Here is an 18,676-nt window from a genome sequence, read left to right on the forward strand (position 1 = left end):
GGGTCGGCGACAGTGCTGGCGGTGATGTCGCTGCTGGCCAGCGTCGCGGCGCTGGCGGACCCAGCGGCGGCGAAGGCCACGAAGCCGGCGGCCGAGGTCGGGACCACGCTGATCGGTGACCGTGACTCGGCAGTTGGGCTGTATCTTTTGCCGTGGAAGGACGAAGCGCCGAGTGACATCGATCGGCCGCCGTTGCACTTCGAGCTGGCAAACAAGCCGGTCGATCCCACGACGTTCGCCGCGCGTATCCAGCGTGAAGACGACAATGCCGCGTATCGTCGTGTGCGATTGGAGCCGAAGTTCTGATTGCCGCCAAGCAAAATCCTGGAATCAGAAAAGTCAGAAAAATAGAAACGTGAAGAACATGCACTACGCAGCGATGCGTAGCTGGCTGCCGTCCTGCGGCCTGAGTCGCGCAGCCAGTGCCGGAGTGGCGATCAGCTCGTCGTGTTCGGTCAAAACCAGGACCTGATCGATCTTCATGCGCGCAGCAAGTTCGCGCCAGGCTTGGGGGCCGGCGACGAACAGCGCGCCGCCAGCGGCGTCGGCAATCGCCGCGTCGGGATGCACGACGGTCAGGCTACGCAGCCCTTGTACCGGCCAGCCTGTGCGCGGGTCGAGCAGGTGAGAATAGCGCTTGCCCCCATACTCGAAATAGCGCTGATCATCGCCATGCGTAATGACCGCCTCATCCGTGGCGTCCAGCGTTGCGAGCAAGCGGGGAATGGCCGATTCGCGCGGATCGCGGATGCCGACGCGCCACGGCCGTTCATTGCGGACGCCGCGCACCGCGAGGTTGCCGCCGGCGTCGATGCTGGCGTTTTCGTAGCCCATGCGCTTCAGCGACGTCAGCGCGCGGTCGACGATATAGCCCTTGCCGATGCCGCCGAAGTCCCAGCCAACGTTGCGCGCCGGACCGTAATGGTCGCTGCCATCGTAGTCCGGTGCGATTCGCAGCGAGGCGAACAAGGCGTCGATCTCGATCTGTGGCGGCGGTTCGTCACGCAATCTGGTCATGTCGTCGAAGCCCCAGAGCCGAACCAGTGAGGCGATGCGCGGTTCGAAGCGGCCGCCACTCAGGCGGTGGATATTCCATGCCCGATCGAACAGCGGCTTCAGATGCTTGGGAATTTCCGCACGCTGGCCAGCGGCGAGGCGACGATTGAATGTTGCCAGTGACCCTGCACCCCAGGCCCAGGCATCGTGCCCGAACGACAGCAACTCGCTTTCGACGACCGCCAGGGCTGAATCCGCTGCGACGCGACCGCGGGGTTCGACGATCACCGTCGCGGTGACAAACGTGCCCATCGCCATGAAGCGACGCTGCAATGGCGTCGGCCTGCGTAGCCATCCCATGGCTCGAGCCTTTCCTTGTCAATGGAGGCGGGAGCGGCGGGGGCCGCTCCCGAAAAGGATGCCGCGCGTTTATTGCGGCGGCATGTAGTACTCGTCGGACGTCAGCTGACCGTCGTGATTGGTGTCGCGCGTGTCGAAGCGTCTGGCGAGCTGCGAGCCCGGCGTCACTTCGTCTTTCTGGATGATGCCGTCGTGGTTCTTGTCGACCCACTCCTGATTCTTGGGGGCCATGTCCGGCGCCCCATATTTGCCGAAGCCGACGGTCTTGTCGTCGTGGCCGCCCGGCATTGATTGCGCAAAGGCGGACACACTGAAAAGCAGCGCGGATACGGCAACGATCGAATACATCTTCATCTCACATCTCCCTGGCACTACGACGTTGATGGAACGACAGCAATCAACTTCGACAACCGATCCATGGTTGCCCTTTATCGCGACGTCAGCCGCTTGCGATTCTGGCGGATGCGCCACCACATCCAGATCCCGCTGATGGCGAGCACGATCGCGACAAAGCCGATGATGGTGATGATCCACGCGCCGATCGGGCCGAACAGGCGGCCGGTGTGCAGGTCGATGAGCACCTGCTCGACGATGATGCGTGGCTTGGAATAGGGCAGCGCTGCCTGTTGCTGCGCAGCTGGCAGCGCGCGTGCTTGTGACCAGTCGACGTCGGTCGGCGAGACCGGCGTCCAGGTATTGCCTTCGTCGGCGCTCTGGTAGGCGTCGAGATCCTGGACGGCGATGGTGTGAGGGTCGGACTTGAGCGTGCCGATACGCCGAACCGACGATACCGGCAGGATCGGCGGCATCAACTTGTCTACGCGCTGTCCGTCCGGCGTCACGAGCACGACGCTGTCGGGCGATGCGATATACAGAATCGGCATGTCCGGTGTGCCACCGAAGACCAGGCCCAGCGGCGCGGTCACGGCACTCGGCAAAGGCTTGCCGTCGATCAAGGTGTAGTCGTTGGTCTGTGCGAGCCAGTGCCCGCCAGCCGAAAAGCCACTGTCCGGAGGCGCTGCATGCAGGCCATACAGTTGCGTCAGCCATGGCCAGTCGACACGGGCAGTGTCCAGGCCGAGATCGACGCTGCGCGTCAGCAGAATGCCGGTGACTGCCAGCCATAGCAAAAACGCAAAGGCAAGCAAGCCGGCGCGCGAGTGCCACTCGCGCAGCAACATGATGATGTTGCGCTTCGGGCGCTGCGCGCCGCTCGGCGGAACGCGTCGCCACGCAGCAAGTTGCGGCAGGAGACGCCGCCGGGCTGGCGTTTGCGTGCTCATCGCTTCGCGTATCGTGGAGCTGCCGATGCTCATGTCGCCATGGCATCGAAGGCGATGGCGGCACGCGCCATGCGCTGCATCATTTTCACCGACAGCGTCGCACCGGAGATATTGTCGACCGGCTTGTCGAGGCCGTTGCCGGCAGCCTTGGCACCAATCAGCTGGCGCAGGAACGACGGCTCACCGACTTGTTCGCCACGCGATTCGCGATAGATCAGCACGCGCGCGTGTTCGATGCTGCCGCCAGATACGACGAAACCGCAGGTGGTCGGCACGTAACCATCCTTGCCGACGTCGTCGAAGATCCAGGCGCTGCGTCCGCCAGCTTTCCAGTAGCGCAGGCGTGCCTGCGGATATGGGTGGCCGAGGATTGCAGAGACCTGCGATTGTTTGGCGCCGTCGAGCATCAACATCGACGGGGCCGGCGCTGGATCCGGCGCAAAAACTTCGGAGATGAACGCCTGTGGCGTCTGAAACGTCTTGTACAAGTCGACGCTGTAGTCGTCGGCGCGAGCCTTGCGTGCAGCCAAGCCGACGATGGGGAGTGCCAGCAGCGCCTTGAGTGCCGAGCGACGCAAAGGGGAATTCGGGGCTGCATCGTCAGTCGCGACTTGATGCAGACGGGAGAGGGTGACGCGAGTATCGAGATGCGCGTCGCTATGCGGTGCTTTCTTAATTGTCACGACGATTCCGGCAATGTGAAGGCAGGATTTGAATTCGAATGTCGCCGCCAGCGACACCGGATCGCTCCGGTATCGCTGGCCGACGACGTGTGAAGCCCATTGCTGAGCAGGTGGCTGTGAGCGATTTACTTCGTCACGATCACGCGCGTGAACGGGGCCAGCGCGGCAATCAGGTCATTGCACGAGTAGTAGGGAATGTCGTTGCGCTCGCAGGCGTTGTAGGCCGCTTCGACCACCGCGTTGAACTGCGTCATCGTGATGCCGAGATCGGCGTGGGCCGCACTCATGCTCGCACCCTGATAGTTGTTCGGACCACCGAGCACCATCGTCTCGAGCTGCGTGTTCAGCGCGATCTGACGGTCGGCGTTGCCGAACTCCTTGAAGATGTAGTTGATGCGGTTGTCGAGCATGATGTAGTAGAACAACGACTCGACCCAGTTGTGGATGCCGTCGACGCCGCCGAAGTCGGCGACCGCCGAGCTCGGGATGCCGAGAATCGGCTTCGTCTTTGTTTCGCCGGCGAAGGCCGGCTGCGTCGCCGCGGCGGCCAGCATCGTCGCACCGGCGGCGATGGCGAGAGAAATCTTGCTGCGTTTCATGTCGATATCTCCTTGATCCCTGGAAGCGGGATCAGAACGTCAGATGCGTCGAGAAGTAGAAGCCGTTCTGGTCCGGCGCGACCGAAATGTTGCCGAACATCAGATAGGCCACCGTGAACGAGATGTGCTTGTTCGGGGCATAAGCCATGAACAGGTCATACCAGTCGCCTTCGTTCTTCTGCTTCAGCGAATCGCCGAGGTCGAGCCCGAGGTTCGACAGGACGTTGGTGATCGTCGTCAGGTTCAGACCGTTGATGTTGATGCTCTGGCCACCGGTGTTGTTGCCGTGCTGCTGCCACTCGCCGCCGATCGCGGTGTTCTTCGCGACCAGATGCGCGATCGAAACCTCCGCCCGGACCTTGCGCTTGTTCTTGCAGTCGCCGGTGCCCAGACCGTTGTTGTGGCAATAACCGAAGCCGGTCAGGCCGTCCTCGTTGGCGCTGGTGTAACGCGCCGTGACGTTGACCAGCGTGCTCAGCGGGAACAGAATCTTGGTCGCGGCCAGGTAGATCTCGTAGTCCTTGGTCTTGTCGGCGCCCAGTGTTTTTACCAGCTCCTTGTTGCCGTTGACCTTATATAGACCGCCGATCGAAACCTGCGGAATCCAACTGTCCGAGGTGTAGACCGCGTCACCGAACAGGCGCAGTTTCACACCATAGGTCTGCATCGGCAGCGTCGAGTTCCAGACATCGGTGCCGACGCTGTCGCCAAGGTCGACGGCGTCGAGCACCAGCGCCACCGTTTGCAGGTTTGGCAGGTTCAGCGACAGCCGGCTATCGACGTACGAAAGCTCGAGGCGGTCGTAGAAGCCGACGTTGACGCCGTAGAACGACACCTGGAGGGCGGGCAGGTTCACGTAGGTGAAGCCGGCGCTGCCGTTGATGCCGTCCCGCGTTTCGTAGCCACTGATCGTGGCCCACGGCACAGCGCCACCACCGCCGGCGCCATCGACGGTGAACACACCGCCGGTCAGCAGGACCTTGCCATTGTTGTACCAGCCGGCCCATGCGGAACTGCTCGCGAGCCCGGCCACCAAGATTGCCGCGCACTGGAAAATGCGCAAGCCGTTCACTCGTACCCGTTTCATCTGCCCCAACTCCTTAGTATTGCTAGATATGGAATGCGTGAAGCCCTTGAAGTCCAATCCGCTGCAGGCGGTTTTTGTGATTTCTGGGCCAAGCCACCAAACACCGAAGCAAAAAAAAACGTCCACGCAAGTCGGCTGGTTTAGCCTCATGCGTGGACGTCGGTGTCCCTTGTTTGGATTCGAGCGGCTTTGCCCGATTCCCTTGACGCGCCTAAGACGCGAGTCCTTCGCGTCTGCAATTAGTCGTGCAAAGCATGTGCCAATGTTTGCAAGCCGACGTTCGGTGTGCGTCAAAGCGCGCCAGTTTGATCTGTGTGTGGTGCTGGCTACTATGCTGTTGATGTAGGCAAATCACCACCTGAAGCGGTTTCGAGCTGACCTCGTATTGCCATGGGGCGTGGCGTGCAATGCCCGGCGATCCTGGGAATCGTGTCGGCACCCGCGATGCGCTGCGAACCATCATGGAGCGGCGTGATGATCCATAAGCGTGATCGGTGATCGTTATTTGTGCGAGACGTGTTGATCGTCAGCTCGGCGACAGTGCGTGGTGCTCAATATGAACGACATGGAATTTCGTCATGCATCGCGTCGCACTCCTTATATATAAGGTCGACAGCCATGATGTCTGGGTTTGCATGGCACATGCATTGCTCCTTATTATTCGTGGAAAGAGCAGTCTCGCTGCTCTAGGCAACAGCGCCGACCGGACAAAGAAGTCCACGCATCCCGAAAGGGGTGCGTGGATTTTTTTTTGGTCGTCATCCGGCTGAAGGTGGAAGTCATCTGGCGCTGCTGGATTCGGAGTCATCAAAAGCAACAAGGGGATGTTATGAAAAGGGCTGGAAGTGGTTTTCGTATCTGCCTGATCCCGCTTCTGGCGGTGTCGGCCTTGGCGAGCGCTGCGGCGCACGCCGATGGGTGGTTGGATGACACCTATGTCGCGCCGATGGCGTCTTACTCGATCGCCGACGACGACCGTCATCAGAAGGACGCCTGGGGTGGGACGCTGGGCGCCGGATGGAAACTGTCGAACAAGCTTGAGGTCGAGCTGGTCGGCACCTATCTGAAGTACAAGGACAACGACGATACCTATCGTTGCGGCCTGCTGAGCCTGGCGAACTGCAGTTACGGCAGCGACACTGTTGCCGGCGGCGGCTTCGGCGCCAACATGCGCTTGTTCGACAGTGTCTTCGGCGGCCCATTCCTGCACGCGGATGTGATGAAGACCAAGGACGCGTATTACCACGCAGGCCTGGGTTGGGACGTGCCGCTGGGCCACAATGGCTTCGCCGTGCGCGCGGAAGCATTGCTGCAGGCCAAGACCGATTGGGATATCAAAGAACCGGTGTTCAATCTCGGCCTGCGTATTCCGCTCGGCCCGCATCGCGAACCGGTCGTCCATGATGTGCCCGAGCCGGTGCGTGTCGTCCCTGCGCCACCGCCGCCGCCGCCACCGCCCCCGCCGCCTCCGCCGTGCACGATGAATGGTACGAACGGTGTCGACTTCAGCGGTTGCAAGAAGGGCGATACCGTCGTCTTGCGAGGCGTCAATTTCGACTTCGACAAGTCGAGCCTGACGGTCAATGCCAAGACCTTGCTGGACCAGGTCGCCGATGCACTGACCAAGCGTCCGGACATCAAGGTCGAAGTCGAAGGCCATACCGATAGCAAGGGTTCCGATGCGTACAACATGAAGTTGTCGGACCGTCGTGCGAAGTCGGTACGCGACTATCTGATCAGCAAAGGTATCGCCGGTGATCGCCTGAGCTCCAAGGGCTATGGCGAGACCATGCCGATCGCGGACAACGGCACCGACGAAGGTCGTGAACTGAATCGTCGCGTCGAGCTGAAGGTCACCGAGTCCAGTGATGGCGCAGTGCAGGTAGAGCAGGAGGGCAAGGCGACAGAAACCTATGGCGACGACGAAACCTCGAGCGCGATGCCGGCCGCCCCGGCACCGATGGCCGAGCCGGCGCCTGCAGCGGCAGCCAGCGGATCAACGGTGTCGATCGACAACTTCGCGTTTGGTCCGCAGATGCTGACAGTCGCGGCGGGAACGACGGTGACCTTCACCAACAATGACGCGTCGAACCACATCGTCAGTTTTGCAGATGGCCAGAAGAGCCCGCGCCTGGCGCTGGGTGCGAGCTGGGCGAGGACTTTCGATCAGCCGGGTGAATATCCGTACTCCTGCGCGATCCATCCGAGCATGACTGGCAAGATCGTCGTGAAGTAGGACCCCGCTGGCAGGCTCGCCCGGTGATTGCACATCATCGGGCGGGCCTGCTGCGTGCTGGTGCATTGCATTGCATGCCAGCGGTGCTCAAAGGTGCGCGCCGTTGGTGCATTAGCGTGAGCAGTGTCATTTCTCGTTCATAAGTCGCGGTTACTGACCGCAAAATAGTTTTAAAAGTCGACATCTTGCGTGCCCCGAAATGGCATGCTGCTTGCCTGAATTATTGCAACCTGCCGGAGTCAGAGACGATCCGGAGGTTTTCTTGCGGTCAAAGACGCCCGCTTTCACGACGGTATTCATTCGTCTGGAGCTCGGGTATGTCCAAGGCCACGAAGATCAATCTCTTCAGTTTGCGCACGCCTCAAATGCGTGCGTTTCATCTCAGCTGGTTTGCCTTCTTCATCTGCTTTTTCGCCTGGTTCGCGGCTGCGCCGCTGATGCCGGTGATCAAGGGTGAGTTTGGTCTCAGCAAAGACCAGATTGCCAACATCACGATTGCGGCCGTGGCCGCGACAATCTTTGGCCGCTTGCTGATCGGTCCGCTGTGTGACCGCTATGGTCCGCGCCTCGTCTACACCTGTCTGCTCGGCCTGGGCGCGCTGCCGGTGATGGGCATTGCGCTCGTGCACAGCTACACCGGCTTTCTGATCCTGCGTCTTTTGATCGGCATCGTTGGTGCCAGCTTCGTCATCACGCAGTACCACACGTCGGTGATGTTCGCGCCGAACGTCGTCGGCACCGCCAATGCGGCGACCGCCGGCTGGGGTAATTCCGGTGGCGGTGTCACGCAGTCGGTGATGCCGATGGTGTTTACGCTGATCGTCGGCTTCGGTGTCGGAGAAGCGTTCGGCTGGCGCCTGGCGATGCTGGTGCCGGGCGTCGCGATGCTGATCACCGCCTGGTTGTACTGGCGCTACACGCAGGATTGCCCGCTCGGCAACTACAAGGACTTGCGCGCGCAGGGCGTCGAACTCGACAGCGGCAAGGCCAGTGGTTGGCAGGTGTTCCGCACGGCGGCGTCGAACTACCGCGTGTGGATGCTGTTCGTTACTTATGGCTGCTGCTTCGGCATCGAGCTGTTCGTCCACGGCGTCGCCGCCAGCTACTACGTCGATCGCTACGGTCTCGACCTCGAGCACGCCGGGATGGCCGCCGGATCTTTCGGTCTACTCGCGCTGTTTGCCCGTGCGATCGGCGGCATCATTTCCGATCGGGTCGCCCGCATCAAAGGTCTCGATGCGCGCGCGCTGTTGTTGTTCGTGCTGATGCTCGGTGAGGGCATTGGCCTGCTTTGGTTCTCGACCACGGATACCGCGACGATGGCGGTGGTCGCAATGGTGTCGTTTGGCTTGTGCACGCACATGGCCTGCGGCTCGACCTACGCCCTGGTGCCGTTCATCGATCGAAAGTCATTGGGTGGTGTCGCCGGCATCGTCGGCGCCGGCGGCAATGTCGGGGCGGTAGCGGCCGGCTTCGTGCTCAAGAGCACCGGCAGTGTGCAGCACACCTTTGCACTGCTTGGTGGCTTCGTTGTCATCGCATCGTTGTGTGCAATCGCCGTGCGCTTCTCCAAGGAGCACAAGGACAGCGAGGAGAAGCTCTATCAAGAGGCGGTCGCGCAGCGCGCGTCTGCTGCCTCCGCCGAACCCCAGCCGAGCGCTGCACTCGGCGGTACCGGCTAAAAGAGCAAAAAACAATAATTCAGATTAAGAGGTTGTCCTTATGAGTCATCGCAAGATCGTCGTCGTCGGTCACGGCATGGTCGGGCACAAGCTCGTCGAGTCGCTGGCCGATCGCGCCGAGCTCGAATTGACCGTGCTCGGCGAGGAGCCACGCGCCGCTTACGACCGTGTTCACCTGACTGATTTTTTCAACGGCAAGAGTGCCGACGACTTGTCGCTCGCGCGCCCGGATTTCGCCGACGCCTACGGTATCGACCTGCGCCTGTCGGCGAAGGTCACGGCCATCGATCGTGACGCCAAGACCGTCGCCCTCGATGATGGCCAGACGGTCGATTACGACCAGCTGGTACTGGCCACCGGTTCGTTTCCGTTCGTGCCGCCGATTCCCGGCCGTGATCGCGCCAATTGCTTCGTCTATCGCACGATCGAGGATCTGGAGGCGATGCGCGACGCCGCCGCCGGCGCCAAGACCGGTGTGGTCGTCGGCGGCGGCCTGCTCGGCCTGGAAGCGGCCAAGGCGCTGAAGGATTTGGGGCTGACGACGCATGTCGTCGAGTTCGCGCCGCGGTTGATGGCGGTGCAGGTCGACGACGGCGGCGGCCGTCTGCTGCGGCGCAAGATCGAAAGTCTTGGCGTGACGGTGCACACGCAGAAGAGCACGACGGAGATCGTCGACGGCGACCCGTCGAATGGCGGCGGTCGGCACAAGATGAAGTTCGCCGACGGCAGCGAGCTGCAGACCGACATGATCGTGTTCTCCGCGGGTATCCGGCCGCGCGACGAGCTCGCGCGCGGCGCCGGTCTCGAGGTCGGGCCGCGTGGCGGCATCGTCATCGACGACGCCTGCCGGACCTCCGATCCGGACATCTATGCGATCGGTGAGTGCGCGCTGTGGAGCGGCCGCATCTACGGCTTGGTGGCGCCCGGTTATGACATGGCGCGTGTCGCGGCCGATCACATTGCCGGCGACGGCAAGCTGCAGTTCCGCGGTGCCGACATGAGCACCAAGCTCAAACTGATGGGCGTCGATGTCGCGTCGATCGGCGATGCGCACGCGACGGTCCCCGGCGCGCTAGCTTATCACTTCAGCGACGAGTTGCGCGAGGTCTACAAGAAGCTGGTCATTTCCGCCGATCGCAAGACCCTGCTCGGTGCGGTGCTGGTTGGCGACGCGACCGAATACGGCGACCTGCTGCAGATGATGCTCAATGGGCTGGCCCTGCCCGAACAGCCGGAGGCGCTAATCCTGCCGCTCGGCGGTGGTGCGGCCGCGGCGCCGGCCGGCGCCGGCGTCGACGCGCTGCCGGCGGCGGCACAGATCTGTTCGTGCAACAACGTCTCGAAGCAGGACTTGTGCGATTCGATCGCCTCTGGCGCGACGACGCTGGCGGCGCTGAAGAAGAACACCAAGGCGGCATCGAGCTGTGGCGGATGTGCGCCGCTGGTGACGCAGGTGCTGCGGGCCGAACTCAAGCGTCAGGGCGTCACCGTCAATAATCACCTCTGCGAGCACTTCCCGTATTCGCGGCAGGAGCTCTACCACCTCGTGCGTGTCGGTCGGCTCGAAAGTTTCGATGCGGTCTTGCACAAGCATGGACGCGGTCTGGGCTGCGATATCTGCAAGCCAACCGTGGCGTCGATCCTCGCCAGCTGCTGGAACGACTTCGTGCTGCAGCAGCAGCACGCCAGCCTGCAGGATTCCAACGACTACTATCTGGCGAACATCCAGAAGAACGGCACGTATTCGGTGGTGCCGCGCGTGCCGGGCGGCGAGATCACGCCGGACGGTCTGATCGCGATCGGCGCCGTGGCCAAGAAGTACGGCTTGTACACCAAGATTACCGGCGGCCAGCGCATCGATCTGTTCGGTGCCGAGGTTCATCAGCTGCCGGCGATCTGGAAGGAATTGATCGATGCCGGCTTCGAATCCGGTCATGCCTACGGCAAGGCGCTGCGCACGGTGAAGTCCTGCGTCGGCAGCACCTGGTGCCGCTATGGCGTGCAGGACTCGGTGGGCGCCGCCATCGACCTGGAAAGCCGTTACAAGGGCCTGCGCTCGCCGCACAAGCTCAAGTTCGCGGTGTCCGGCTGCACGCGCGAATGTGCCGAGGCGCAGGGCAAGGACGTCGGCATCATCGCCACCGAAAAGGGTTGGAACCTCTACGTTTGCGGCAACGGCGGCATGAAGCCTCGCCACGCCGAGCTGATCGCGTCCGATCTCGATACCGAGACGATGATCCGCTACATCGATCGTTTCCTGATGTTCTACGTGCGCACGGCCGACCGTCTGCAACGCACCAGCGTCTGGCGCGACAACCTCGAAGGCGGTCTCGACTATCTCAAGGACGTGATCATTCACGACAGTCTCGGCATCGGCGCGGAGCTCGAAGCGGAGATGGCGCTGATCGTGGCCACCTACCAGGACGAGTGGAAGACGGCGATCAACGACCCGCAGACGCTCAAGCGTTTCCGTACCTTCGTCAACAGCGAGTCGCGCGACGAGGATGTGCTGTTCATCGAGGAGCGCGGCCAGATCCGGCCGGCGCGCGACGAAGAGCGCGGCCACTTCAAGCAGATTCCCGTCGTCGCGGAGGAAACGTGATGAACACGCCTGTGACCTGGCGGCCGATCTGCGCACTGGACGAGATCGTGCCGGACACCGGCGTGGCTGCGCTGGTCGACGGACGGCAGATCGCCGTGTTTCGCATGCGCGTCGACGACCGCGTCTACGCCGTTGCCAATCGCGATCCGTTCTCCGGCGCCAATGTGCTGGCGCGCGGCCTGATTGGCGACCTGCAGGGTGAGCGCGTCGTCGCGTCGCCGATCTACAAGCAGCACTTCTCGCTGGCCACCGGTCGCTGCCTCGAGGATCCGACGCGGAACATCGAAGCCTATGCGGCACGCGTTTCCGACGGCATGGTCTGGGTCGATCCGCAGCCGCTGCGCACCTATCTGCCGGGGCCGAAGGCGCGCAGCGAAAAGCCGGTACTGGTGGTCGCCGGCAACGGCATGGCCGGCATGCGCGTGGTCGAGGAGTTGCTTGACGTGGCGCCGGATCTGTACCGCATCGAAGTGTTCGGTGCCGAGACGCACGGCAATTACAACCGCATCCTGCTGTCGCCGGTGTTGTCCGGCGAAAAGCGCACGGCCGACATCATGCTGCACCCGCCGGACTGGTACGCCGAGCGCGGCATCGTCTTTCACCCGGGCGATCCGGTGGTCGCCATCGACCGGCCGCGGCGCATCGTGCGCTCGAAGTCGGGGCAGCAGACGCACTACGACCGCCTGCTGCTGGCGACCGGCTCGAATCCGGTCGTGCTGCCGCTGCCGGGACGCGAACTGCCCGGCGTGACCACCTTCCGCGATCTCGACGATGTCGAGTTGATGATCGCTGCGGCGCAAAAGAGCCGCCGCGCGGTCGTCATCGGCGGTGGCCTGCTGGGTCTTGAAGCCGCACACGGTCTGTCGCGGCGCGGCATGGACGTCACCGTCGTGCACTTGATGGACCGCCTGATGGAGCGTCAGCTCGACGCGCCGGCGGCGACCCTGCTCAAGCAGAAGCTCGAAAGCCGCGGCATGACGATCGCGCTCGGCGCGCAGACCGAGGCGATCGTCGGCGACGATCGCGTGCGCGGCATCCGCCTCAAGGACGGCCCTGAGATTGCCGCCGATCTGGTGGTGATGGCGGTCGGCATCCGCCCCAACATCGAGCTGGCGCAAAGCGCCGAGTTGCGCTGCGATCGCGGCGTGCTCGTCAACGACACCATGCAGACCTTCGATCCGCGCGTCTATGCGGTCGGCGAGTGCGTACAACACCGCGGTCGCACCTATGGTCTGGTCGATCCGCTGTGGGGACAGGCGCATGTCTGTGCCGCACAACTCGCCGAGCGCGGCCATACGCGCTATGGCGGTTCGCTGCTGGCGACGCAGCTCAAGGTTGCCGGCATCGAGGTGTTTTCGGCCGGCAACTTCGAGCAAAGCGATGGATCCGACGATCTGGTCATGCACGACGCGCATCGCGGCATTTACAAGCGGCTGGTGATACGTGACAACCGTATCGAGGGGGCGGTGCTCTACGGCGATGCGCGCGACGGCTCGTGGTATTTCGAGCTGATCAGCGAGCGACGAGACATCGGCGCAATCCGAAACCGTCTGCTGTTCGGACGCGAGTTCGCTTTGCGCGACTGAGTGCGCCGCATGACCGGGAAACCCAGACACCGCCTCCGACGTACTGCCGGAGGCGGTTGGTAATGGCGCGTTCACGTTCCGCGATGCGAGCGGCCAACGCGCCGGTCTTGACGACCTGTCCGTACTGCGGCGTCGGCTGCGGTGTGCGCGTCGACAGTGTGAAGACGCCGGTGCGCGGCGATGAGCAGCATCCGGCCAATGCCGGGCGCCTGTGCGTGAAGGGCAGTGCGCTCGGCGAGACCTTGGGCCTCGATGGGCGCTTGCTGTATCCACTGCGCCGCGATCGCGCGGCGCCGGACGCATTGCAACGCATCGACTGGAACGCGGCGCTGGATGAGGTCGCGGCGCGTTTCGCGCGGACCATCGCCGAGCACGGCCCGGACAGCGTCGCGTTCTATGTCTCGGGCCAGTTGCTGACCGAGGACTATTACGTCGCCAACAAGCTGATGAAGGGCTTCATCGGCTCGGCGAACATCGATACCAACTCGCGGCTGTGCATGTCGTCGGCGGTGGCCGGACACAAGCGGGCCTTCGGCGAAGACATCGTGCCGGGCTGTTATGAGGACTTCGAACTCGCCGATCTGGTGGTGCTGGTCGGCTCGAACACGGCATGGTGTCATCCGGTGCTGTATCAGCGCATCGTCGCCGAAAAGGAGCGGCGGCCGCAGATGCGCATCGTCGTCGTCGATCCGCGGCACACCCCGACCTGCGATCTGGCCGATCTGCATCTGCCGCTGGCGCCCGGCAGCGACGTCGCGTTGTTCAACGGCCTGCTGGCGTGGTTGGCCCGGCACGATGCCGGCGATCGCGACTACGTCGAGGCGCACACGCAGGGCGTCGATGCGGCGCTGGCCTGTGCGCAGGCGACAGCCGGCGATCTCGATGCGTTGGCCGCGCGCTGCGAGTTGACGCGCGACAAGCTCGAAACCTTCTATCGCTGGTTTGCCGAGACCGAGAAGACCGTCACCTTGTTCTCGCAGGGCGTCAATCAGTCGCGCCAGGGCACCGACAAGGTCAACGCCATCATCAATTGTCATCTGTACACCGGCCGCGTCGGCAAACCCGGTTCGGGGCCGTTCTCGATGACTGGGCAGCCGAATGCGATGGGCGGTCGAGAAGTCGGTGGTTTGTCGAACACGCTGGCGGCCCATCTCGAATTCAGCGACGCGCAACAGCGCGATTGCGTCTCGCGCTTCTGGAACGCGCCGCGACTGGCGAGTACGCCGGGCCTCAAGGCCGTCGACCTGTTCGACGCCATGCACGCCGGTCACATCAAGGCGGTGTGGATCATCGCCACCAATCCGGTGGTCAGCCTGCCGGACGCCGATCGCGTTCGCGAAGCGCTGCGTCGCTGCGATTTCGTCGTCGTCTCCGACGTCGTCGCGTCGACCGATACCTCGCGTCACGCCGACCTGTTGCTGCCGGCGCAGGCCTGGGGCGAGAAGGACGGGACGGTTACCAATTCCGAGCGCTGTATCTCGCGGCAGCGCGCGTTCCGGGCGGCGCCCGGCGAGGCGCAGCCGGACTGGTGGGTGCTGGCCGAGGTCGGCAAGCGGCTCGGACATGCCGGCGCGTTCACATACGCCTCCGCCCATGAAATCTTCGACGAGCATGCGCGCCTGTCGGCATTCGAGAACGACGGCGAGCGCCTGTTCGATTTACGCGGCCTGGTCGGCCTTGGCGCGGCGGCCTATGACGCGCTGGCGCCGATCCGTTGGCCGGTTCTGCAGCCAGGGCAGGGCAGCGACCGTCTGCTCGGCGATGGCCGCTTTCCGATGCCGGACGGGCGCGCCGCCTTTGTCGCGACCGAGCCGCAACGGCCGGCGCACCCCGTCAGCGCCGCGTTTCCGCTGATTCTCAACACCGGCCGCGTCCGCGATCAGTGGCATACGATGACGCGCACCGGCACGGCGCCGACCCTGGGCGCGCACCTGCCGGAGCCCTTCGTCGACGTGCATCCCGGCGATGCGCTCACGCAGGGCGTGCGCGACGGTGCGCTGGCGCGGGTGAGCACCGAGTGGGGTTCGCTGGTGGCGCGCGTGCGCTGTCGCACCGAGCTGCGCCGCGGGCAGATTTTCGTGCCGATACACTGGAACGATCAATTCGCGTCCGACGCCCGCGTCGGCGCGCTGGTCAATCCGGTCGTCGATCCGATTTCCGGTGAGCCGGAATTCAAGCACACGCCGGCGCGCATCGAGGACTTCGGTTTTGATTGGTGTGGCGTGCTGTTCACCCGTGGTGACATCGAACGGACGCAGCTGGCGTGGTGGGCGCGGGTGCAGCTGGCGGGCGTACAGCGCTACGAGTTTGCCGGCCGCGGCGCGGTGGCCGATCGCGGTGCCTGGGCCCGGGCGGTGCTCGGTATCGACGACGCGACACCGGATTGGATCGAGTATCGTGATGAAGCCAACGGTGTCTATCACGCCGCTGCTTTCAGAGAGGGACGCTTGCACGCCTGCCTGTACATCGCACCGTCATCGGCGCTGCCGTCGCGACAATGGCTCGCCGAACGCTTTGAGCGTGCCCGCATCACCGGCCGCGATCGACTCAGCCTGCTGGCCGGGGCACCGGTTGGCGCGGCCGCCGACGACGGCCCGCTGGTCTGCTCTTGCTTCCGCGTCGGCCGCAACGCCATCGTTCGCGCCATTCGCGAGCGCGCGCTCAAGTCGCCCAAAGAGGTTACCGCCTGCCTCAAGGCCGGCGGCAACTGCGGCTCTTGCGTGCCGGAAATCCGCGGGCTGTTGGCTGATTGCGCATTGGCCGAGGAATCATCCTGAATCGCGAAGCGGCGCCGGCCGTGGATGCGGTGGTACTGGCCGGCGGGCGCGCGACGCGCATGGGCGGCGCCGATAAAGGGCTGTTGCCGTTGCGTGGGCGGCCGCTGGTGCAACACGTGCTCGACGCGCTGCGGCCGCAGGTCGCGCAATGCTGGATCAGCGCCAACCGCCACCTCGATCGCTACGCGGCCTTCGCCGAGACCGTCGCCGATTCCTGGCCGGACTACCGGGGGCCGCTGGCCGGTATCGCCGCGGCCGCGGATCGTTGTCGACAGGACTGGCTGCTGGCTGCGCCCTGTGACACGCCGGGCTTGCCGGCGGATGTTGTTGCGCAACTGCAGTTCGCGCTGCGCGATGGGGCGACGACCGCGGCGTACGCGGTGATCGACGATAATCCGCTGTATCCGTTCTGCCTGTTGCACCGCTCGCGCTTCGCCGATTTGCGTCTGGCGCTGGAGCGCGGACAATATGCCGTTGGACGCTGGCTCGCTGCCGCTGACGCGCGGGCCGTGGCCATTTCGGGCTGGCATGGCCCGCTGCTGAACCTGAATACGCCGGCGCTGCTGGCCGACGCACAGAATCCGGAATGCTGGAATCCTCATCCGCCAAGCTGATCGATCAACACGGACGCCGCAAGCGCAAGCTGCGGATTTCGCTGACCGATCGCTGCAATTTCCGTTGCCGCTACTGCATGCCCGAACAGCCGCAGTGGCTACCGAAGTCGCAGATCCTGACCATTGAGGAAATCGCCCAGTTCGCGCGCCTGATGGTGCTCGACGGCATCACCCACATCCGCCTGACCGGTGGCGAGCCGCTGCTGCGCCGTGGTCTGGTCGACTGCATCGAGGCGCTGACGGCGCTGCGGCCGTTGGGATTGCAGCGCATTTCGATGACCAGCAATGCGTCGCTGCTGGCGCCGCGTGCCGCCACCCTGCGCGCGGCCGGCCTCGACGATCTGAATATCAGCCTCGACAGTGTCGACGCCGCGACCTTTCGACATATGACCGGCCGTGAGCTGGCGCCGGTGATCGATGGCATCGACGCGGCGCGGGCCGCCGGCCTGCCGGTCAAGCTCAACAGCGTCTTGCTGCGCGACGACAACGGCGACCAGATCGTCGAACTCGTCGACTGGGCGCGCGCACGCGGCCTGCCGCTGCGCTTCATCGAGTACATGCCGCTCGATGCGCCGGGCCGCTGGCAGCGCCAGCAGGTGATCAGCGAGGCCGAGATCCTCGATGCGCTGCGTGTGCGGCACACGGTGACGGCGGTGCCACGCGGCCATGATCCGGCGACACGCTACCGCGTCGGCGACGACTACGAGATCGGCATCATATCCACCGTCAGCAACCCGTTCTGCGCCAGTTGCGATCGCCTGCGGATTACCGCCACCGGCGATTTCTACACCTGCCTGTTCTCGGCGACCGGCACGCCGATGCGTGAACTGCTGCGCAGCGGCATCGGCGACGACGCGATGCTCGACAAGATCCGCGATGCGGTTTGGCACAAGGATCGCGGCTACGCGGCGCGCCAGGGGCCGGTCGAACGGCCGGTGACCATGCACGCGATGGGCGGTTGACGGCGTGGCCATCACCTTTGAATTCCATGGCGTGCTGCGCCGGCTTGCGGGCGCCGGCGAATACGTGTTGGCGCTCGACACCGCCTCGCCAAGCGTTGCCGAGGCTTTGACCGCGCTGGCCGTCGCGCGCCCGGAACTGGCCGCCTCGCTGGGCCGCTGCGCCTGTGCCATCGACGACCGCCTGCTGCTGCGCCGCGACACGCTACGCGGTGACGAACGCATCGCCCTGCTGCCGCCGGTGGCGGGGGGTTGAGCGTTACCATGGTGCGGTTATTAATCAGCGAGTCTTGAGTTCAAGCGCCAATGAGCGATATGCCGCCGTGCCCGAAGTGCCAGTCCGCCTATACCTATGTCGACGGCAGCCTCTATGTCTGTCCGGAATGCTCGCACGAGTGGTCGACCGAGCCCATTGACGACACGGTTGCAGCCGAAGCGGTGTTCACCGTCAAGGACGCCAGCGGCACGCTGTTGCAGGATGGCGACTCGGTCACGGTGATCAAGGACTTGAAGGTCAAGGGATCCTCGCTGGTGGTCAAGGTCGGCACCAAGGTGCGCAACATTCGCCTGGTCGACAGCGACCACAACATCGATTGCCGGATCGACGGCGTCGGGCAGATGGGGCTGAAGTCCGAATTCGTTCGCAAGGCCTGAGGCCGCATCCGGGGGAAGAGAACAGCCATGACCACAACGAGGGATCCTGATCATCCGCGCATCCAGGACCGAACGCTGTCGCTGGAGTCGCTGCTCGCCGACGGCGCCTTCCCCGAGTGCGGCGGCCTGTCCTTGTTCGCCGGCACCGTCCGCGACCATCACGACGGCAAGGCGGTGCTGCGCCTGGCCTATACCGCGTATGCGCCGCTCGCCGAGAAGCAGATTCGTGAGATCGAGGCGGCGGTGGCCGCCAAGCACGGCACGCCGTATCTGCGCGTCGTCCATCGCGTCGGTGCGCTGGCCGTCGGCGAGACCGCGATTCTGTGCGTGGCGCGCGCGCCGCATCGGGCCGAGGCGTTTGCGGCCTGCAAGGAAGCCGTCGACCGCGTCAAACACGAAGTGCCGATCTGGAAGGAAGAGTTCTACGCAGATGGCACGAGCGCCTTCGTCGAGGGCTGTTGCATCGCGCCGGATGCCGACGAGTCGCAGGCGGCGTCGCATCGCCACGACGCCGACCATCATCACCACGCGCACGGCTGACGCCGCGCCGAACCATCG

17 protein-coding genes are annotated in these 18,676 nt (G+C 64.1%); 11 read left to right on the top strand and 6 right to left on the bottom strand.

All coding sequences use genetic code 11. From position 1 onward, the window contains the following. Positions 1–24: 24 nt before the first annotated feature. A complete protein-coding gene (locus G7Y82_RS14045) occupies positions 25–306 on the top strand; it encodes a hypothetical protein (RefSeq protein WP_168148769.1) in 282 nt (93 codons plus the stop codon). A 63-nt stretch (positions 307–369) separates the two neighbouring features. Here the strand turns inward: G7Y82_RS14045 and G7Y82_RS14050 are convergent, their stop codons facing one another. The 6 genes from G7Y82_RS14050 to G7Y82_RS14075 all read right to left on the bottom strand — a co-directional run bounded on the left by G7Y82_RS14050 (position 370) and on the right by G7Y82_RS14075 (position 5,008). Then, on the bottom strand, positions 370–1,356 hold the full coding sequence (locus G7Y82_RS14050) for an FAD:protein FMN transferase (RefSeq protein WP_168148770.1): 987 nt from the start codon (positions 1,354–1,356) through the stop codon (positions 370–372). Between the two features lie 69 nt (positions 1,357–1,425). After that, entirely contained in the window at positions 1,426–1,710 is a 285-nt protein-coding gene (locus tag G7Y82_RS14055) for an EF-hand domain-containing protein (RefSeq protein WP_168148771.1), read from the bottom strand. 74 nt (positions 1,711–1,784) lie between these two features. Next, positions 1,785–2,639 carry a PepSY domain-containing protein gene (locus G7Y82_RS14060; protein WP_168148772.1) on the bottom strand — a complete coding sequence of 285 codons (855 nt, stop codon included), beginning with the start codon at positions 2,637–2,639 and terminating at the stop codon, positions 1,785–1,787. A 29-nt stretch (positions 2,640–2,668) separates the two neighbouring features. Further along, complete coding sequence (locus G7Y82_RS14065; protein WP_240954307.1) at positions 2,669–3,217, bottom strand: FMN-binding protein; 549 nt, start codon at positions 3,215–3,217, stop codon at positions 2,669–2,671. 230 nt (positions 3,218–3,447) lie between these two features. Then, positions 3,448–3,921, bottom strand: a complete 474-nt coding sequence (locus tag G7Y82_RS14070) for a group I truncated hemoglobin (protein WP_168148773.1) — start codon at positions 3,919–3,921, stop codon at positions 3,448–3,450. 31 nt (positions 3,922–3,952) lie between these two features. After that, complete coding sequence (locus G7Y82_RS14075) at positions 3,953–5,008, bottom strand: DUF3034 family protein (protein WP_168148774.1); 1,056 nt, start codon at positions 5,006–5,008, stop codon at positions 3,953–3,955. Positions 5,009–5,930: 922 nt separating this feature from the next. Here G7Y82_RS14075 and G7Y82_RS14080 point away from each other — a divergent pair. The 10 genes from G7Y82_RS14080 (at position 5,931) to G7Y82_RS14125 (ending at position 18,658) form a co-directional block, all read left to right on the top strand. Then, a complete protein-coding gene (locus G7Y82_RS14080; RefSeq protein ID WP_240954308.1) occupies positions 5,931–7,244 on the top strand; it encodes an OmpA family protein in 1,314 nt (437 codons plus the stop codon). 317 nt (positions 7,245–7,561) lie between these two features. Continuing rightward, positions 7,562–8,926, top strand: a complete 1,365-nt coding sequence (locus G7Y82_RS14085; protein ID WP_206370719.1) for a NarK family nitrate/nitrite MFS transporter — start codon at positions 7,562–7,564, stop codon at positions 8,924–8,926. 40 nt (positions 8,927–8,966) lie between these two features. Continuing rightward, positions 8,967–11,528, top strand: a complete 2,562-nt coding sequence (gene nirB, locus G7Y82_RS14090; RefSeq protein ID WP_168148776.1) for a nitrite reductase large subunit NirB — start codon at positions 8,967–8,969, stop codon at positions 11,526–11,528. After that, positions 11,528–13,114, top strand: a complete 1,587-nt coding sequence (gene nirD / locus G7Y82_RS14095) for a nitrite reductase small subunit NirD (protein WP_168148777.1) — start codon at positions 11,528–11,530, stop codon at positions 13,112–13,114. Before nirB ends, nirD begins: the two co-directional genes overlap by 1 nt. A 62-nt stretch (positions 13,115–13,176) precedes the next feature. Then, a complete protein-coding gene (locus tag G7Y82_RS14100; RefSeq protein ID WP_240954309.1) occupies positions 13,177–15,891 on the top strand; it encodes a nitrate reductase in 2,715 nt (904 codons plus the stop codon). A gap of 20 nt (positions 15,892–15,911) precedes the next feature. Beyond that, positions 15,912–16,505, top strand: a complete 594-nt coding sequence (mobA, locus tag G7Y82_RS14105; protein ID WP_168148778.1) for a molybdenum cofactor guanylyltransferase MobA — start codon at positions 15,912–15,914, stop codon at positions 16,503–16,505. Then, positions 16,478–17,467 carry a GTP 3',8-cyclase MoaA gene (gene moaA / locus G7Y82_RS14110; RefSeq protein ID WP_168148779.1) on the top strand — a complete coding sequence of 330 codons (990 nt, stop codon included), beginning with the start codon at positions 16,478–16,480 and terminating at the stop codon, positions 17,465–17,467. Before mobA ends, moaA begins: the two co-directional genes overlap by 28 nt. 4 nt (positions 17,468–17,471) lie before the next feature. Beyond that, complete coding sequence (locus G7Y82_RS14115) at positions 17,472–17,720, top strand: MoaD/ThiS family protein (protein WP_206370720.1); 249 nt, start codon at positions 17,472–17,474, stop codon at positions 17,718–17,720. Positions 17,721–17,770: 50 nt separating this feature from the next. After that, positions 17,771–18,118 carry a zinc ribbon domain-containing protein YjdM gene (locus tag G7Y82_RS14120; RefSeq protein ID WP_168148780.1) on the top strand — a complete coding sequence of 116 codons (348 nt, stop codon included), beginning with the start codon at positions 17,771–17,773 and terminating at the stop codon, positions 18,116–18,118. Positions 18,119–18,145: 27 nt separating this feature from the next. Further along, complete coding sequence (locus G7Y82_RS14125; protein WP_168148781.1) at positions 18,146–18,658, top strand: molybdenum cofactor biosynthesis protein MoaE; 513 nt, start codon at positions 18,146–18,148, stop codon at positions 18,656–18,658. The last annotated feature ends 18 nt before the right edge of the window (positions 18,659–18,676 follow it).

Origin of the sequence: Solimonas marina (assembly GCF_012241385.1) — a bacterium.
Taxonomy (GTDB): Bacteria; Pseudomonadota; Gammaproteobacteria; order Nevskiales; family Nevskiaceae; genus Solimonas; species Solimonas marina.

What these genes read in the sequence shown, in the direction of transcription:
- G7Y82_RS14045 (WP_168148769.1), top strand. Translation starts at nt 25, where the DNA reads ATGTCGCTGCTGGCCAGCGTCGCGGCGCTGGCGGACCCAGCGGCGGCG.
- G7Y82_RS14050 (WP_168148770.1), bottom strand. Translation starts at nt 1,356, where the DNA reads ATGGGATGGCTACGCAGGCCGACGCCATTGCAGCGTCGCTTCATGGCG.
- G7Y82_RS14055 (WP_168148771.1), bottom strand. Translation starts at nt 1,710, where the DNA reads ATGAAGATGTATTCGATCGTTGCCGTATCCGCGCTGCTTTTCAGTGTG.
- G7Y82_RS14060 (WP_168148772.1), bottom strand. Translation starts at nt 2,639, where the DNA reads ATGAGCACGCAAACGCCAGCCCGGCGGCGTCTCCTGCCGCAACTTGCT.
- G7Y82_RS14070 (WP_168148773.1), bottom strand. Translation starts at nt 3,921, where the DNA reads ATGAAACGCAGCAAGATTTCTCTCGCCATCGCCGCCGGTGCGACGATG.
- G7Y82_RS14075 (WP_168148774.1), bottom strand. Translation starts at nt 5,008, where the DNA reads ATGAAACGGGTACGAGTGAACGGCTTGCGCATTTTCCAGTGCGCGGCA.
- G7Y82_RS14085 (WP_206370719.1), top strand. Translation starts at nt 7,562, where the DNA reads ATGTCCAAGGCCACGAAGATCAATCTCTTCAGTTTGCGCACGCCTCAA.
- nirB (WP_168148776.1), top strand. Translation starts at nt 8,967, where the DNA reads ATGAGTCATCGCAAGATCGTCGTCGTCGGTCACGGCATGGTCGGGCAC.
- nirD (WP_168148777.1), top strand. Translation starts at nt 11,528, where the DNA reads ATGAACACGCCTGTGACCTGGCGGCCGATCTGCGCACTGGACGAGATC.
- G7Y82_RS14100 (WP_240954309.1), top strand. Translation starts at nt 13,177, where the DNA reads ATGGCGCGTTCACGTTCCGCGATGCGAGCGGCCAACGCGCCGGTCTTG.
- moaA (WP_168148779.1), top strand. Translation starts at nt 16,478, where the DNA reads ATGCTGGAATCCTCATCCGCCAAGCTGATCGATCAACACGGACGCCGC.
- G7Y82_RS14120 (WP_168148780.1), top strand. Translation starts at nt 17,771, where the DNA reads ATGAGCGATATGCCGCCGTGCCCGAAGTGCCAGTCCGCCTATACCTAT.
- G7Y82_RS14125 (WP_168148781.1), top strand. Translation starts at nt 18,146, where the DNA reads ATGACCACAACGAGGGATCCTGATCATCCGCGCATCCAGGACCGAACG.